This is a genomic window from Streptomyces sp. NPDC002680 (genome assembly GCF_042889145.1).
Lineage (GTDB): Bacteria > Actinomycetota > Actinomycetes > Streptomycetales > Streptomycetaceae > Streptomyces > Streptomyces adonidis.
Genome location: NZ_JBIAQP010000023.1, coordinates 1 through 16,608 on the forward strand (window position 1 = coordinate 1; position 16,608 = coordinate 16,608).

The 16,608-nt window shown below is 70.8% G+C and carries 13 protein-coding genes; 12 read left to right on the forward strand and 1 reads right to left on the reverse strand.

All coding sequences use genetic code 11. The features are described from left to right. The first annotated feature begins 424 nt into the window (after positions 1 to 424). From ACFYXF_RS43425 to tsaE, 4 genes are all read left to right on the forward strand, one after another. Positions 425 to 1,318, forward strand: a complete 894-nt coding sequence (locus ACFYXF_RS43425; RefSeq protein WP_389358291.1) for a L,D-transpeptidase — start codon at positions 425 to 427, stop codon at positions 1,316 to 1,318. A gap of 43 nt (positions 1,319 to 1,361) precedes the next feature. Beyond that, positions 1,362 to 2,543, forward strand: coding sequence for an alanine racemase (gene alr / locus ACFYXF_RS43430; RefSeq protein ID WP_389358292.1), 1,182 nt, complete (start codon positions 1,362 to 1,364; stop codon positions 2,541 to 2,543). Positions 2,544 to 2,666: 123 nt separating this feature from the next. Continuing rightward, entirely contained in the window at positions 2,667 to 3,926 is a 1,260-nt protein-coding gene (locus ACFYXF_RS43435; protein WP_389358293.1) for an alpha/beta fold hydrolase, read from the forward strand. Then, complete coding sequence (tsaE, locus tag ACFYXF_RS43440; RefSeq protein WP_389358295.1) at positions 3,892 to 4,419, forward strand: tRNA (adenosine(37)-N6)-threonylcarbamoyltransferase complex ATPase subunit type 1 TsaE; 528 nt, start codon at positions 3,892 to 3,894, stop codon at positions 4,417 to 4,419. The genes ACFYXF_RS43435 and tsaE overlap by 35 nt, the downstream gene beginning before the upstream one ends. A gap of 369 nt (positions 4,420 to 4,788) precedes the next feature. Here tsaE and ACFYXF_RS43445 read toward each other — a convergent pair whose 3' ends face one another. Next, on the reverse strand, positions 4,789 to 5,346 hold the full coding sequence (locus ACFYXF_RS43445) for a hypothetical protein (protein WP_389358297.1): 558 nt from the start codon (positions 5,344 to 5,346) through the stop codon (positions 4,789 to 4,791). Positions 5,347 to 5,456: 110 nt separating this feature from the next. Between ACFYXF_RS43445 and tsaB the strand changes: the two genes are divergently transcribed. The 8 genes from tsaB to pstC all read left to right on the forward strand — a co-directional run bounded on the left by tsaB (position 5,457) and on the right by pstC (position 16,607). After that, positions 5,457 to 6,113, forward strand: a complete 657-nt coding sequence (gene tsaB / locus ACFYXF_RS43450) for a tRNA (adenosine(37)-N6)-threonylcarbamoyltransferase complex dimerization subunit type 1 TsaB (RefSeq protein ID WP_389358299.1) — start codon at positions 5,457 to 5,459, stop codon at positions 6,111 to 6,113. After that, the gene (gene rimI, locus ACFYXF_RS43455; RefSeq protein ID WP_389358301.1) at positions 6,110 to 6,658 is read left to right on the forward strand and encodes a ribosomal protein S18-alanine N-acetyltransferase; all 549 of its coding nucleotides are present in this window, start codon (positions 6,110 to 6,112) and stop codon (positions 6,656 to 6,658) included. The genes tsaB and rimI overlap by 4 nt, the downstream gene beginning before the upstream one ends. Then, complete coding sequence (gene tsaD / locus ACFYXF_RS43460) at positions 6,651 to 7,757, forward strand: tRNA (adenosine(37)-N6)-threonylcarbamoyltransferase complex transferase subunit TsaD (RefSeq protein WP_389358303.1); 1,107 nt, start codon at positions 6,651 to 6,653, stop codon at positions 7,755 to 7,757. Before rimI ends, tsaD begins: the two co-directional genes overlap by 8 nt. Further along, positions 7,754 to 8,008, forward strand: coding sequence for a hypothetical protein (locus ACFYXF_RS43465; protein WP_389358305.1), 255 nt, complete (start codon positions 7,754 to 7,756; stop codon positions 8,006 to 8,008). Before tsaD ends, ACFYXF_RS43465 begins: the two co-directional genes overlap by 4 nt. Before the next feature lie 286 nt (positions 8,009 to 8,294). Beyond that, positions 8,295 to 14,504 carry a DNRLRE domain-containing protein gene (locus ACFYXF_RS43470; RefSeq protein WP_389358307.1) on the forward strand — a complete coding sequence of 2,070 codons (6,210 nt, stop codon included), beginning with the start codon at positions 8,295 to 8,297 and terminating at the stop codon, positions 14,502 to 14,504. 117 nt (positions 14,505 to 14,621) lie between these two features. After that, the gene (locus ACFYXF_RS43475) at positions 14,622 to 14,870 is read left to right on the forward strand and encodes a hypothetical protein (RefSeq protein WP_389358309.1); all 249 of its coding nucleotides are present in this window, start codon (positions 14,622 to 14,624) and stop codon (positions 14,868 to 14,870) included. 8 nt (positions 14,871 to 14,878) lie between these two features. Further along, on the forward strand, positions 14,879 to 15,367 hold the full coding sequence (locus ACFYXF_RS43480; RefSeq protein ID WP_389358311.1) for a hypothetical protein: 489 nt from the start codon (positions 14,879 to 14,881) through the stop codon (positions 15,365 to 15,367). 217 nt (positions 15,368 to 15,584) lie between these two features. Further along, positions 15,585 to 16,607: a phosphate ABC transporter permease subunit PstC gene (gene pstC, locus ACFYXF_RS43485; protein ID WP_389358313.1), complete on the forward strand. Its 1,023-nt coding sequence runs from the start codon at positions 15,585 to 15,587 to the stop codon at positions 16,605 to 16,607. Position 16,608: the final 1 nt, after the last annotated feature.

The window sequence follows — 16,608 nt, forward strand, 5'->3', positions numbered from 1 at the left end:
GGACGGGCTGGGGGGTGGCCCTTCGTCCTCAAGCGCTGGACGGGCTGGGGGGTGGCCCTTCGTCCTCAAGCGCTGGACGGGCTGGGGGGTGGCCCTTCGTCCTCAAGCGCTGGACGGGCTGGGGGGTGGCCCTTCGTCCTCAAGCGCTGGACGGGCTGGAGGGTGGCCCCCCGTCCTCAAGCGCCGGACGGGCTGGAGGGTGGCCCCCCGTCCTCAAGCGCCGGACGGGCTGGAGGGTGGCCCCCCGTCCTCAAGCGCCGGGCGGGCTGGCATGCCCCGACCTGCGCTGATGGATCGGCAGTAAACGGGTGGGTGGGCGGGAAACTCGACCTGGGCTGGACAGGCGTTGCCATTCGCGCCCCGGTCGGGTGACCCCGCCGCGCGGCTAACCCAGGGACACCGGGCCCCGCGTTCTCCTGATCGCATGATGAGCAGAAACATCACTCACCGGTGCCTGGCCGTGGCCCTCGTCGCGCTGACCGCGCTCCCCGCCCTGCCGACCCACACCGCCTTCGCCCAGTCGCCGCCCTCACCCGGCCCCGTGGGCGACCTCGTTCCCGGCGTGCGGCCCGCGCCTTCCCAGCCCTGGACCTTCGACACCCCGGACCAGGTGCTCGCCCCGCAGGTCTACACGCCGTCCAGGAAAGAGGACGCCGTCGAGCCGGCCGACGCCGCGCAGGGGACGTACGACCTCATTGAGTATGTGCCGCTCCACGAAGCCGCTCGTAAAGTTGCCTGTTCCAAGCTCACCGGGCCCTATCAGCGGCAGGTCGAGTACTGGCTGAAGCTGAAGGTGGACGGGAAGCAGTCCGCCGCCGACTGCCGGGTCATCCGTGCGTTCCAGCTCAAGTACAAGATCAAGCCCGCCATTGGGTTCGCGGGGCCCGTCACCTGGTCCCGTATGCAACTGCTGTCCGCGCGGAAGAATCCGAACGCCGCCGGCAAGTGCCCCGTACGGACCTACCGCGTCGCCTGTATCGATCTCGGGCGGCAGCTCACCTGGGTGCAGAAGGGGAAGAAGGTCGTTTACCAGCCCGTGCCCATTCGTAGTGGGCGGGCCGGGTATGCGACCCGGGGTGGGTGGCACAAGGTTTATTGGAAGCACAAGAATCATCACTCGACCCTTTACGACACCCCTATGCCCTACTCCCAGTTCTTCAGCGGCGGCCAGGCCTTCCACGCCGTCTACGGCAGCATCTACACCACCGTCGGCTCCATGGGCTGCGTCAATATGCGCCTCGCCGACGCCCGGAAGCTGTGGGACGTGCTGAAGACGGGCGACCGGGTGTACGTGTGGGGTCGGCGGGCCGCGGGGTAGGCGCCACCGTGCTCCTAAGCCCCTCTGAGACACTGGGGGCGCCATGAGTGAGACAGCAGCCCCGCCCACCGCGACCCTGCGTGCCCGCGCCGAGATCGACCTCGCCGCCCTGCGGGCCAACGTACGGACCCTGCGCGCCCGCGCGCGCGGCGCGGCCCTGATGGCCGTCGTCAAGTCCGACGCGTACGGCCACGGTGCGCTCCGGTGTGCCCGGGCCGCCGTCGAGGCGGGTGCGGAGTGGCTCGGCACCGCCACCCCCGAGGAGGCGCTCGCCCTGCGGCGGCCGGACTCCGGGATTCCCGGCCACGTCCGGGTCATGTGCTGGCTCTGGACGCCCGGCGGGCCCTGGCAGGCCGCCATCGAGGCCGACATCGACGTGTCGGTGGGTGGGATGTGGGCCCTGCGGGAGGTCACGGAAGCCGCCTCCGCCGCCCGTCGGCCCGCTCGTGTGCAGCTCAAGGCCGATACCGGGCTCGGGCGTGGCGGCTGTCAGCCGGGGGACGACTGGTGCGCGCTCGTCGCCGCGGCGCTGCGCGCCGAGCGCGACGGGCTGATCCGGGTCACCGGGCTCTGGTCCCATCTCGCCTGCGCCGACGAACCCGACCACCCCTCCATCGACGCCCAGCTCACCCGCTTCCACGACATGGTCGCGTACGCCGAACGGCACGGACTGCGGCCCGAGGTACGGCATCTCGCCAACTCGCCCGCCGTGCTCAGCCGTCCGGACACCCACTTCGACCTCGTACGGACGGGGGTGGCTGTCTATGGCATCTCGCCGAGTCCTGAGATCGGGACCTCCGCCGACCTGGGGCTGCGTCCCGTGATGACGCTGGCCGCCTCGCTCGCGCTGGTCAAGCACGTACCGGGCGGCCACGGCGTCAGCTACGGGCATCACTACCTCACTCCTGGCGCCACCACCCTCGGCCTCGTCCCCGTGGGCTACGCGGACGGCATCCCGCGCCACGCCTCCGGCACCGGTCCCGTACTGATCGGCGGCAAGTGGCGGACCGTGGCCGGGCGGGTCGCCATGGACCAGTTCGTCGTCGACCTGGGCGGAGACGAACCCCCGGCGGGCTCGGAGGTACTGCTCTTCGGGCCCGGTGATCGTGGTGAGCCCACCGCCGAGGACTGGGCACAGGCGGCCGGGACGATCGCGTACGAAATCGTCACCCGCATCGGAACCCGGGTGCCCCGCGTCTACGTGAATGAGCAACAAGAGGGGTAGACGCCCGACGGGCTCTTTGTCCGGCGGCACGAGTCACCCCGCCAGCCTCATCAGTCATACAGTCAGTCAGTTGTTCCAGCAGTCAGTCAGTTGTTCCAGAGTCACTTCAGCGAGGAGCGGTACGTGAGCGAGAGCAGTGCGGAGGTCGTCGCGAGCGCCGCCACGGCGGCCGTGGCCTCCGCCACGAGTGCGTCGGCCGGGAACTGGCGCCGGGCGACCGGCATCGTGGGCGTCGCCATAGGAGTGGTGGCCGCCGGTGCCGCCGCGGGTGTCGCCGTCGAGCGGATGACCGTGGGACGCGGGATGCGCCAGAAGGCGCGGCTCGCGCTCGACTCGACGGGCCCGTACGGGTCACTGCGCGGCACCCCGGGCAAGGCGTACGCCGACGACGGCACCGAGCTGTACTACGAGGTCGACGACGTCGACCCGGCGGCCGCGCCTTCACTCACCCCGCGCCGGCGCCGTCTGTTCGGGCGCAAGGCCCCGGCCCCCGTCACCGTCGTCTTCAGCCATGGCTACTGCCTCAACCAGGACTCCTGGCACTTCCAGCGGGCCGCCCTGCGCGGGGTCGTGCGGAGCGTGTACTGGGACCAGCGCAGCCATGGCCGGTCCGGGCGCGGAGTCGCCCAGCACGAGGACGGGGTGCCCCTCTCCATCGACCAGCTCGGGCAGGACCTGAAGGCCGTGCTCGACGCCGCCGTGCCCGAGGGGCCGATCGTGCTCGTCGGGCACTCCATGGGCGGCATGACCGTCATGGCCTTCGCCGACCAGTTCCCGGACGTCGTGCGGGAGCGGGTCGTCGCCGTCGCCTTCGTCGGTACGTCGTCCGGGCGGCTCGGCGAGGTCAACTTCGGGCTGCCTGTCGCGGGCGTCAACGCCGTACGGAGGGTGCTGCCCGGCGTACTGAAGGCGCTGGGGCAGCAGGCCGAGTGGGTCGAGCGGGGGCGGCGGGTCACCACCGATCTCTTCGCCGGCATCATCAAGCGGTACTCGTTCTCGTCGCGGGACGTCGATCCCGCCGTCGCCCGGTTCGCCGAGCGGATGATCGAGGGCACGCCCATCGACGTCGTCGCCGAGTTCTACCCGGCCTTCACCGAGCACGACAAGACCGAGGCGCTCGGCCACTTCAAGGATCTGCCCGTGCTGGTGCTGGCCGGGGTCGGCGACCTCGTCACGCCCAGCGAGCACAGTGAGGCCATGGCCGACCTGCTGCCGGACGCCGAACTGGTGCTCGTGCCGGACGCCGGGCACCTGGTGATGCTGGAGCACCCGGAGGTCGTCACCGACCGGCTCGCCGACCTGCTCACCCGCGCGGGTGCCGTGCCGGCAGGGGCTACCGTTTCCGGTTATGGAAGCACCAGCGGCAGCGCACAACCCGGCTGAATCGGGTACAGCGACTGAGTCAGTACAGATCGTCGTCGACTCGCCCGAGCGGATGCGGGAGTTGGGTCTCCGGCTCGCCAAGCTCCTGCGGGCCGGAGACCTCGTGATGCTCACCGGTGAGCTGGGCGCGGGCAAGACGACGCTGACGCGCGGGCTCGGCGAGGGGCTCGGGGTCCGGGGTGCCGTCACCTCGCCCACCTTCGTGATCGCCCGCGTCCACCCCTCCCTCGGCGACGGCCCGCCGCTCGTCCACGTGGACGCGTACCGGCTGGGCGGCGGTCTCGACGACATGGAGGATCTCGACCTCGACGTCTCGCTGCCCGAGTCCGTGATCGTCGTGGAGTGGGGCGAGGGCAAGGTCGAGGAGCTGACCGACGACCAGCTGCATCTGCTGATCCACCGGGCCGTCGGTGACACCACCGACGAGGTGCGGCACGTCACCCTCACGGGGGTGGGGGAGCGGTGGGCGGCGGTTGACCTCGGCTCGGTCTGAGCGCCGTAGGAACGTTTGCGTGAATGTTCCGACAATCGGTCGGCAAGATGTTGCGTTGGGCGTCTTGCGCGTGGTCACATGGTATCCAGTTCGTGGTTAGGTTTACCTAACTACGTCCGCCCCCGGACCTCAGGAGGCGTCCATGTCGGCTACCGAGAGCACGCCTGCGCCCAAGCGCCGCGCGGTTTCCGGGGTGTCCATGCGTGAGCTGTTGGCTGCGGGTGCGGCCGCCCGTGCGGTGTCCACGCCCCCGCGTGTGCCGGATGCGCCCCTTCAGCAGCGGCCCAAAGCTGCTTGAGTGTTCGGCCGCGGCGCCGTCGTGGCTGGTCGCGCAGTTCCCCGCGCCCCTGAAGGGGGGCTGCGCCCCCTTCAGTGGATGACGATGATCCTCTCGCCGATCGTTGCGAACTCCCACATCGCCGTTCCGTCCGGGCGGGTTTCTCGGATGCCGCCCGTGCGTAGTTCCGGGTCCGGTTCCGGCTGTGGAGCCGGATCGTCCACCGCCGCGCTGAAGCCGATGGCCACGCCGTCCACGCCTGTGAAGCGGACGACGTGTTCGATGGGGATGCCGTCGGTGCCCGTGATCGAGTTCGAGCGGGACGTGACCAGGTAGCTGCCCGGTGCCGGGTCGACCGTGCCCGGTGTGACGGTGAAGGTGCGGAGCACCTTGTTGTTCGTGGCGACGATCCACACCCGGTCGTCGTCCAGGGAGTACACGACCCGCTTGCCCTTGCCGGTGCCGCGCGGCAGGGCGTCGGGGTGCCGGGTGTCCCGGGGGACCTTCGAGGTCGTCACCGGAGTCGAGGAGGACAGGCGCTCGGCCTCCGGGCGCGGGACGGTCGCGGAGGCCTGGTAGGCGAGGACGCCGACCGTGGCCAGGGCCGCCACGGTGAGCCCGGCCACGAATCCCGAGCTGCTCCTGGTCACCGGCGTCCACCTCTTCGTCTCGTACGTCCCGTTTTGTGGCGACGGTAGCAGCAGCCGTACCGCCGACCGGGGCGGCCGTACGTGAGGCGTGGGCGCCGTAGGCTGTTCGCGTGCTCTTGCTCGCTCTGGATACCGCCACCCCGGCCGTCACGGTCGCCCTGCACGACGGGACGGCCGTCGTCGCCGCGTCGAGCCAGGTCGACGCGCGGCGGCACGGGGAACTGCTGCTGCCCGCCGTCGACCGGGTCCTCGCCGAGGCGGGCACGGGCCTCGACGCCGTCACCGGCGTCGTCGTCGGCATCGGCCCCGGCCCCTACACCGGCCTGCGCGTCGGCCTGATGACCGCCGACACCTTCGGCCTGGCGCTCGGCGTCCCCGTACACGGCGTCTGCACGCTCGACGGTCTCGCCTATGCCGCCGAGATCGAGGACGGCCCCTTCGTCGTGGCGACCGACGCCCGCCGCAAGGAGGTCTACTGGGCCCGCTACAGCGACTCCCGTACGAGGGTGACGGAGCCGTCCGTCGACCGGCCGGCGGACATCGCCGACCAGGTCGCGGGCCTGCCGGCCGTCGGCGCGGGCGCCCTGCTCTACCCGGACACCTTCCCGGACGCGCACGGACCCGAGCACGTCTCCGCCGCGGCCCTCGCCGCCCTGGCCGCCGAACGACTGGCGGCGGGCGTCGAACTCCCCGCACCCCGGCCCCTCTACCTGCGCCGCCCCGACGCCCAGGTCCCCAAGAACTACAAGGTGGTCACCCCCAAGTGACGACTGCTGTGCTGCGCGAGATGCGCTGGTGGGACATCGAGCCCGTGCTGGAGCTGGAGAAGGACCTCTTCCCCGAGGACGCCTGGTCCCGGGGCATGTTCTGGTCGGACCTCGCCCATGCGCGGGGCCCGGAGGCGACCCGGCGGTACTTCGTCGCCGAGGACGAGAGTGCGGACGGGAGCCGACGGATCATCGGGTACGGGGGGCTCGCCGCCGCCGGTGACGTCGCCGACGTACAGACGATCGCCGTCGCCCGCGAGCACTGGGGCACCGGGCTCGGTGCCGTGCTGCTGACGGAGCTGCTGCGGGCGGCGACCGCGTTCGAGTGCGCCGAGGTCATGCTGGAGTGCCGGGTCGACAACGTGCGTGCGCAGAAGCTGTACGAGCGGTTCGGCTTCGAGCCCATCGGGTTCCGGCGCGGCTACTACCAGCCGGGGAACGTCGACGCCCTGGTGATGCGGCTGCGCGACCCGGCGACATCGGTCCCGTCAGCCCCCTCTGCCCCTTCAGCCCCATCTGCACAAGGAACCGAGAGCAATGGCTGACTCCAAGGACGTCCCGCTCGTCCTCGGCATCGAGACCTCCTGCGACGAGACCGGCGTCGGGATCGTCCGGGGGACCACGCTTCTCGCGGACGCCATCGCGTCCAGCGTCGACGAGCACGCCCGGTTCGGGGGTGTCGTGCCGGAGGTCGCGTCCCGCGCGCACCTGGAAGCCATGGTGCCGACCATCGAGCGGGCGCTGAAGGAGGCGGGCGTGAGTGCGAGGGACCTCGACGGCATCGCCGTCACCGCCGGTCCCGGGCTCGCGGGCGCGCTGCTGGTCGGGGTCTCGGCGGCGAAGGCGTATGCGTATGCCTTGGGGAAGCCGCTGTACGGGGTGAATCACCTCGCCTCGCACATCTGCGTCGACCAGCTGGAGCACGGGCCGTTGCCCGAGCCGACGATGGCTCTGCTGGTGTCCGGCGGCCACTCCTCCCTCCTCCTCTCCTCGGACATCACCTCCGACGTACGGCCCATGGGTGCGACCATCGACGACGCGGCCGGTGAGGCCTTCGACAAGATCGCGCGGGTGCTGAACCTGGGCTTCCCCGGCGGTCCGGTCATCGACCGGTACGCCCAGGAGGGCGACCCTCGCGCGATTGCCTTCCCGCGCGGGCTGACCGGGCCGCGCGATCCGGCGTACGACTTCTCCTTCTCCGGGCTCAAGACGTCCGTGGCCCGCTGGATCGAGGCGAAGCGGGCGGCGGGGGAGGACGTGCCGGTGCGCGATGTGGCGGCCTCCTTCCAGGAGGCGGTCGTGGACGTGCTGACCCGGAAGGCGGTACGGGCCTGCAAGGACGAGGGCGTCGACCACCTGATGATCGGCGGCGGCGTGGCCGCCAACACGCGGCTGCGGGCACTCGCCCAGGAGCGGTGCGAGGCGGTCGGTATCCGGCTGAGGGTGCCGCGGCCCAAGCTGTGCACGGACAACGGCGCGATGGTGGCGGCGCTGGGCGCCGAGATGGTCGCCCGGAACAGGGCCGCCTCCGACTGGGATCTGTCGGCGGACTCCTCGCTGCCGGTGACCGATCCCCATGTGCCGGGGCACAGTCACAGTCATGACCATGTGCATGAGGTCAGCAAGGGGAACCTGTACACGTGACTGTCGCGCTGATGTGGGAGGCCCGGGCCGTCGAGGGGCGCGGCGACGAACTCCTCGTCTGGGCGCGGGCGCAGGTGCTCGCGGTGGCTCCGGTGCGCCGGGAGGTGCTGCGGGCTCCGCAGGACCGTGTCCTCGTCATCACGTGGTGGGACGCGGAGTTCGACGCCGAGCTGCCGGAACTTCCGGAGCCGGGCGCGGAGTTGGTGACGCGGGCGGTTCACCGGTGGCGTTTTGAGGTGGTGGGCGAGTGATGTCCCCATTTCCCGTCAAGGATTGGGCAACCCTCGCTTTGCCAGTGTGAGGGTGAACGGGCCGGATGAAGCGGACGAATCGGGGCGGCCCGGATGGGCGGTTTTCCCTGCCCATCCGCCCCCTTTGAATCCGCTTTGTGTTCCCTGGGGCCGCCGTTGGGACGATCTCCGCCCGCGTCCGCGCCACCCCTGATGATCAAGCCGCTTTTGCCTGTGTGACCGCACACGGGCATGAAGGGGGCTGATCATGCATCAGGCACAGAGACACAGACGCAGACAGAGAAACGTGCGCCGTACGGCCGTGGCCGTGCTGGTGGCACTCGCGGCTCAGGTCGCACTCGTGGAGCAGGGCAGCGGGCTGGCGTTCGCCGCCGACACGGGTTCGCCGGCGAAGACGTCCACGGCGGCCGGGAAGTCCGCCACCAAGGTCTCCGGGCCCGCCGAGGCGCAGGACGAAGCCTCCGCCGTACTGATGGCCCGTCTCCAGCACCGGAAGATCGAGGTGCTGTCTGCCCGTACGGCCGATTCGACGACATACGCGCTGCCTGACGGGCAGTTGCAGACGCAGGCCTATGCCGGGCCCGTCCGGACGAAGGTCGACGGGGTCTGGAAGAACATCGACACCTCGCTCTCCGACACCGGCGCCGATCTCACGCCCGCCGCCGCGCCCGCCGATGTGGCCGTCTCCGACGGCGGTGACACCCGTCTGGCGTCGGTCAGCAAGGGCAAGGAGTCCTTCGGGCTCGGCTGGGCCGCGAAGTTGCCCACGCCGTCCGTGAAGGCGAACACCGCCTCCTACGCTCTCGGCGGCGGCCAGACCCTGTCGGTGAGCGCGCTCGCGCAGGGCTTCTCCGAGAACATCCGCCTCGCCAGCAGGCCTTCCGGCGGGGCGGTCTCCTACCGCATCCCGCTCAACCTCGCCGGGCTGAAGCTGTCCCGGGCCGCCTCCGGGCACCTTCTGCTGAAGGACACCAGCGGCAAGCTGGTCGCCGAGGCGCCCGCGCCCATGATGTGGGACGCCAGCATCGACAAGGCCTCGGGCGAGTCCGCGCACCAGGAGCAGGTGGCGACGAAGGTCGAGACCGCCGCCGACGGCGCGCAGACCCTCGTACTGACCCCGGACGCGTCCTTCCTGGCCACCGCGGCCTATCCGGTGACCGTCGACCCGACGACCACTCTCGCCGTCACCACCGACACGTGGGTGCAGAACCCGGACTACCCGGACTCGCAGATCAGCTCGGAGGAGCTGAAGTCGGGGACGTACGACGGCGGGACGGACACCGCGCGCTCGTATCTGAAGTTCGACGTGTCGAAGTTCGCGGGCAAGCACATCACCGCCGCGACGATGTCGCTGTACAACTACTACTCGGCGACCTGCTCCACCTCCGGTGCGGCCACGCTCGCCAAGCGGATCACCTCCACCTGGACGTCCTCGTCGATCACGTGGGGCGCGCAGCCGACCACGACGACGACCGGTGACGCCTCCAACACCGGGCACTGGGGCTACGACTCCTCCTGCGCGGCGAACTGGTCCAACTGGAACCTCCAGGCCATCACGCAGGCGTGGGCGGACGGTTCGACGAACCAAGGCGTCCAGATCTCGGCCGCGTCGGAGAGCGACTCCACCACCTGGCGGCGCTTCCGCTCGGCGAACTACTCGACGTCCGGGTACGCGCCTAAGCTGGTGGTGACCTACAACTCGTATGCCACGACCGCGAGTTCGGCCGTCTCGCCGAACTACGCCAACCCCTACAACGGCAAGACGTACGTGACCTCCCTGACGCCGACCTTGTCGGCGAAGGTGACGGACGCGGACGGCTCCACGGTCAAGGGGCAGTTCGAGATCACCGCCGACCCGGCCTACGCCGACACCACGTACACCTACACGGGTACGTCGGCGTCCGTGGCCTCCGGGGCGACCGCCAAGCTGACGATCCCGTCCGCGTCGGCGTTCCCGGCGGGCAAGCATCTGCGGCTGCGCGTGCGCGGGTACGACGGGACGGACTACGGTTCCTGGTCCTCGTACAAGACGTTCGTGATGAACACCGCGCTGCCGGCCGCGCCCACCATCTCCTGCGACCCGTACACCGCCGACACCTGGACGGCGACGGCGACCGGCGGGGCCACCTGCACGCTGGACACCACCTCGACCGACGGCATGGGCTACGCCTGGGGTCTCGACGACTCCACCGTCCCGGGGCGGGTGTACGACACCGCGAGCGGCAGCGGCGGCATCGCGCTGACCATCACGATCAACCCCGGCGAGGACTGGCACAAGCTGTACGCCAAGACCGTCGACTCGGGCGGGAACCTGTCGTCGGCGACCACCACCTATGCCTTCGGCGTCGGTGACGGGGCCGGGCTTCTCACGCCGGGCGACGGTGACACGGCCGCGCGCCGGGTGAGTCTGACGGCCACCGGGAAGACGACGTACACGGGTGTGACGTACCAGTACCGGCGTGGTGAGACGGACTCCTGGCAGAGTGTGCCGGTCGCCGATGTCACCAAGTCGTCGGACGGGTCGGCTGTCTCGGCCTGGCCGGTCGCGGTCACCGGCGGCAGCCCCGCCGCGCTGACCTGGAACGTGACGACCTCGCTGACCGAGGACGGGCCGGTCGACATCCGGGCCGCGTTCACCGACGGCACGACCACCGCCTACTCCCAGCCGCACACCATCACCGTGGACCGCAACGCCGGTACCGCGCCGAGCGCCGACGTCGGCCCCGGCTCGGTGAACACCCTCACCGGTGACTTCACGCTCTCCGACACCGACGCCTCCGCGTTCGGGCTGACGGTGTCGCGCACCGCGTCCTCGCGCCGGCCGACCGCCGGTTCGGACGCCGAGGGCCAGGTCGCGATCTTCGGGCCGCAGTGGACCTCGGGTACGACGGCCGAACTGACCGACTCCGACTGGGCGTACGTGCGCGAGACGTCGGCCACCTCGGTGGCGCTGGTGGACGTCGACGGCGACGAGACCGGGTTCACCGCCACGAGCTCCGGAGGGTGGAAGCCGGAACCCGGCTCGGAGGATCTGACGCTGACCGGGTCGCTGACGGGCTCCTTCACCCTGAAGGACGACGACGGTACGACCACGACCTTCGCGAAGGTCGACTCGGCGGCCACCACCTGGCAGGTGGCCAGCACCTATCTGCCGACCGACAACTCGACCACCAAGGTCGTCTCGGAGAAGGTGACTTCGGGCAGCAGCACGCTGGCCCGCCCGAAGTACGTCATCGCGCCGACCTCGGCCGTCTCCTCCTCGACCTGCGAGACGACCCCGGCGACGGCGGGCTGCCGCCTCCTCCAGTTCGTCTACGCCACCTCGACGACGGCGACTTCGAGCGCGCTCGGCGACTACAGCGGGCAGGTCCAGCAGATCAAGCTGTGGACCACCTCACCGGGCGCCACGGCGGCGACCGCGACCGTGGTCGCGCAGTACTCCTACGACGACTCCGGGCGGCTGCGCGAGCAGTGGGACCCGCGGATCAGCCCCGCGCTCAAGACCACCTACACGTACGACAGTTCGGGCCGCGTCGCCACCCTGACCCCGCCCGGCGAACTGCCGTGGACCTTCACCTACGGCCAGGCGGGCAACGCCGCCACGGCCGGTGCGGGCATGCTCCTCGCGACCTCCCGCCCCAACCTCGCGGCGGGCAGCAAGAGCACCACGGACGGTACGACGGCCACCACCAGCGTGGTGTACGACGTCCCGCTCTCCGGCACCAACGCGCCCGACGCGCTGGGCACTTCGGACGTGGCGGCGTGGGGCCAGACCGACGTCCCGACCGACGCGACGGCGGTCTTCCCGGCCGACTCCGTCCCGTCCTCCCACACCGGCGGCGACCTGGCCGCCGGCGACTACACCCGGGCGACGGTCACCTACACCGACGCCTCCGGCCGCGAAGTGAACACGGCCACGCCGGGCGGGCACATCAGCACCACCGAGTACGACCGCTTCGGCAACACCGTGCGTCAACTGACCGCCGAGAACCGTGAGTTGGCGCTCGCCACCAGCGGCGCCGGACAGGCGGAACAGGTCGCGCTGAGCATCGACCAGCTGACCTCGGCCGACCGCGCCGACCAGCTCTCCACCCGCTCGGTCTACTCCTCGGACGGGCTGCGCGAGACCGACGAGTACGGTCCGCTCCACCAGGTCACGCTCACCTCGGCGCTGGCCGCGGGCTCGGGCGGCACCGACCTCCCGGCGGGCAGCCAGGTCCCGGCGCGCGAGCACACCGTCAACACCTATGACGAGGGGCGCCCGACCGACGGCACCGCGACCGTGGTCAACCAGGTCACGACCGCCAAGTCCGGTGCGTACGTGGCCGGTTACCCGTCGGACGCCGACGTACGGACGACGACCACGGGCTACGACTGGGTCAAGGGTCTGCCGACCAGCACGGTCACCGACCCGTCCGGCCTGGCGCTGAAGAAGACCACGTCGTACGACTCCCAGGGCCGGGTGACCAAGACGACCCTGCCGAAGTCGTCCGGCTCGGACGCGGGCGCCACGGTGACCACGTACTGGTCGGCCACCGGCACGGGCGCGTGCAACGGCCGTCCCGAGTGGGCGGACCTGGTCTGCTCCACGGGACCGGGCGGCGCGATCACCGGCGGCGGCTCCAACCCCTCCCAACTGCCCACCAAGACGGTCGAGTACGACCGCTGGGGCAGTACGGCGAAGACGACGGAGACCGCGAACTCCGTCACCCGCACCACCACCGACACCTATGACGCGGCGGGCCGGCTGACGACCACGTCGGTCAGCGGTGGCGTGGGCACGGCGGTGCCCGACGTGACGACGACCTACGACGCCTCCAACGGCGCCGTGGCGACGGTCGCGTCGAGCGCGGGCACGATCACCCACGTCCAGGACCAGCTCGGAAGGGAGATCTCCTACACGGACGGCGCCGGCAACACGGCGGCGACCAGCTACGACGCCCTGGGCCGGGTGACGAAGGTGACGGACTCGGCGCCTTCGACGACCACCTACACCTACGACACGTCGAAGGACCCGCGGGGGCTGGAGACCTCCCGCACCGACTCGGTCGCCGGGACCTTCGCGGCGACCTACGACGCGGACGGCGACCTGGCCACCGAGGCCCTGCCCGGCGGTTACACCCTCACCGCCGCGCAGGACGAGACGGGCACGGAGACGTCCCGGGTCTACACCAAGGACAGCGACGGCACGGTGGTCGCCTCCGACACCGCCGACCGCTCGGTGCAGGACCAGACGGTCGCCGACACCGACACCAACGGCCAGACCAGGTCACGGGCGTACGCCTACGACGCGGCCGGCCGCCTCACCCGGGCCGACGACACCGACCCGAACGGTGCCTGCACCCGCAGGGACTACACGTTCGACGGCAACACCAACCGCACGGCGCTGGCCACGGAGGCCGGTGCCGTGGGAGTGGCGTGCACCTCGACGGGCGCGACGACGACCTCGTACGCCTACGACAGCGCCGACCGCCTGGAGACCTCGGGCACGGTGTACGACGCCTTCGGCCGCACCACCACCCAGGCCTCCGGCGCGACCATCGGCTACTACACCGACGACCTGGTCCGTCAGCAGACGTCGGGCACCAACCGCCAGACGTGGACCCTGGACGCGGCCGACCGCCTGGCGTCCTGGACGACGGAGACCCAGGCCACGGACGGCACCTGGTCGCAGAGCGCCGCGAAGACCAACCACTACGGAGGTGACAGCGACAGCCCCGACTGGGTCCAGGAGACCTCGTCGACGCTCACCCGCAACGTCCAGGGCACGGACGGCGACCTCGACGCGGTCACCAGCGCCACCGGCGACACGGTCCTCCAGCTGACCGACATCCACGGCGACGTCACGGTCCAACTCCCGCTGAACACGGCCCAGTCCCCGACGGCACTGGCGTACGACGAGTACGGCAATGTCGAGCCCGACTCCGCCACCGCCCGCTACGGCTGGCTCGGCGGCAAGGAGCGCTCCAGCGGGACGGTGACGGGGGCGACGCTGATGGGGGTGCGGCTGTACGACCCGACGACGGGGCGCTTCCTGCAGGTGGACCCGGTACCCGGAGGTTCGGCGAACGCGTACGACTACGGCGCCGCCGACCCGGTCGACCACCTCGACCTGGACGGTCGCTGGTGGGGTCACCGCACCTTCTGGAACACGGTGTCCTTCTTCAGCTACCGCTCCTGGATCGACGCGGGTGGGGCGGCGGCTCACCGGCACTACCGGAAGGCCTGGCACTACGCGTCCGGTGGAACGGGTTCGGTCACGGCCGGGCACGCCCACGGCGTCTTCTGCCAGCGGTGGTGCCGTTACGGCGCACGGCACGCCCGGAGCAGCGGCTGGCACCTCTTCGGCCGGCTGGGCGCCCGCACGTTCGGCTGGGAGATCAGCGTCGTGGCCACCGGCCTCGACTACTGGCACACAAGAGGACCGGTGACGAGCTACCGCCGGACCTCCTGGGCACCCGGCTACCGGTACGGGTATCACCGGCCCTACATCTGATCAACCCTGATCAGCTCCCTGACCAGCTCTATGGTCAGTTTTCCGATCAACCACAGGCGCCCCGCGGTCACCAGCCGCGGGGCGCCCTCCGCCGCACAAGAAGACGAGAAGACACGCATGACCATCGACCCGGACTCGACGCGCGGGCGCATCATCTACGCCCGCCAGGCCAACCCCTGGCCTCTCCTGTGGGGCCGGCTCGCCCTCTGGGCCGCCCTGTCGCTCCTGGCGGGACTCACTCCGTTCGCCGTTCCCGACGCCCCCGTGTGGATCTGGCCGCTCGCCCTGGTGGCCTGTCTCCTCATGGCCGGCCAGACGATCGGCGTCATGCGGAGCAAGGGCAGCGGCGAGAAGGAGCGGAGCTGAGGGAAAACGTGGAAGTCGCCCTGTACACGGTGGCGTTCGCCGTCGCCGCGGTTCTCGTCGGGGGAGGAGCACTCCACCTCGCGGGACGCGGAACGCCGGTGGGCCCTCCGGGGCGCCGGGCTACGACGGGCGCGTGGGCGAACATCCTGTTCGGCGCGGGACTCGCCCTCGGCACCGCGGCACGCATCCCGGACAGCCACCGGCTCCTGTGGGACAACGTGCTCCTCGGCCCGGCGTTCGGCTGCGTCGTCGTCGCGTTCTTGCTGTACGTGGGGGCCCGACCCGCTGTCCGACCCGACCAAGTCGCCCTGATCGCCACCCTGATGGTCTTCGGAGCCCTGTCGGCCTGGCTGCTGCCCGATGGCTGGAGACTGGCCTCCCTGCCCGTCGCCCTGATCTGCGCGACGGTTGTTCAGCGGTGTGCGGCCGGGCGTACGGCACGGAGGCGCGTCGGGGGCGACGACGAGGGAGACGGCTCCGAGTACGGCTCCCAGTGACGTGAACGAACCGTCCCGCGTTCTCCGGGATCCAGGAATCCGGAACGCTGGAACCGCCTCCACAGCAGGCCCACCAGGTTGACATGGCTCGTTCACTCAATGTCCATATCTGGCGCGTGTGAGCGACAGGATCCGGCCATTGACTCTCCCCGGCGCGGTGCCCTCCGGTACGGCGTGGGGAGAGTCGTTTCCGTTTTCTGAGGGGCGGGCGTCAGTGGTGTCCACGCAGGAGGGTTCCGGTTTCGGCAGACCGGAGTCCGACAGACCCGTGCCTCGGCGGCTGCACACCGCCAGGGGGTTGGGTGACCGGGTCTTCCGGATCCAGTTGACGGCCACCGGGGTCGTGGTCCTCGCGATCATGGCGGCCGTGGGGCTGTTCCTGCTGCTGAGGGCGGGGCAGGCGTTGCACGCCCGGGGCCCGGCGTTCCTCACAACGGCCGCCTGGCAGCCGGACGTTCACAACTTCGGCATCGCGGCCGTGCTCACCGGCACCCTGCTGATCGCCCTGGTCGCGGTGACCATCTCCGTACCGCTGGCGGTCGGAACGGCCCTGTTCATCTCCGACGTGGCCCCGCGCCGACTGCGCCGCACCCTCGTCAGCATGGTCGACCTGATGGCCGCCGTACCGTCGGTGGTCTACGGCCTCTGGGGGCTGTTCTTCCTCCAGCAGCACGTGATCGGGCTGTCGCGCTGGCTGTCCGACTGGTTCGGCTGGATACCGCTGTTCAGGGTGGACGGGATCCAGCCAGGCGATCCGCTCGCCTCCGACAGCGTGTACACGGCGTCCACCTTCGTCGCCGGGATAGTCGTCGCGCTCATGGTCGCGCCGATCCAGTGCTCGGTCATGCGCGAGGTCTTCTCCCAGGCCCCGGCGGGCGAGCGGGAGGGCGCCTACGCGCTCGGCGCGACCCGGTGGGGGATGATCCGCTCGGTCGTCCTGCCGTACGGCAAGGGCGGGATCATCGGCGGCACGATGCTGGGGCTCGGCCGGGCGCTCGGCGAGACCATCGCGGTCTACCTGATCATCTCGCCGGTGTTCACCATCCAGCCGCACATCCTGCAGACCGGCTCGAACTCGGTCTCCTCACTGATCGCCCTGCACTACGGAGACTCCTCCGAGTTCGGCATGTCGGCGCTGATGGCGGCGGGCCTGGCGCTGTTCCTGCTCACCCTGGCGGTCAACTTCACCGCGTCCTCCGTCGCGGCCCGTTCCCGCTCCGGCGCACAGAGCGAGGCCTGAG

Excerpts from the sequence above, each read along its gene's own strand:
- ACFYXF_RS43425 (WP_389358291.1), top strand. The coding sequence starts at position 425 with ATGATGAGCAGAAACATCACTCACCGGTGCCTGGCCGTGGCCCTCGTC.
- tsaE (WP_389358295.1), top strand. The coding sequence starts at position 3,892 with ATGGAAGCACCAGCGGCAGCGCACAACCCGGCTGAATCGGGTACAGCG.
- tsaD (WP_389358303.1), top strand. The coding sequence starts at position 6,651 with ATGGCTGACTCCAAGGACGTCCCGCTCGTCCTCGGCATCGAGACCTCC.
- alr (WP_389358292.1), top strand. The coding sequence starts at position 1,362 with ATGAGTGAGACAGCAGCCCCGCCCACCGCGACCCTGCGTGCCCGCGCC.
- ACFYXF_RS43475 (WP_389358309.1), top strand. The coding sequence starts at position 14,622 with ATGACCATCGACCCGGACTCGACGCGCGGGCGCATCATCTACGCCCGC.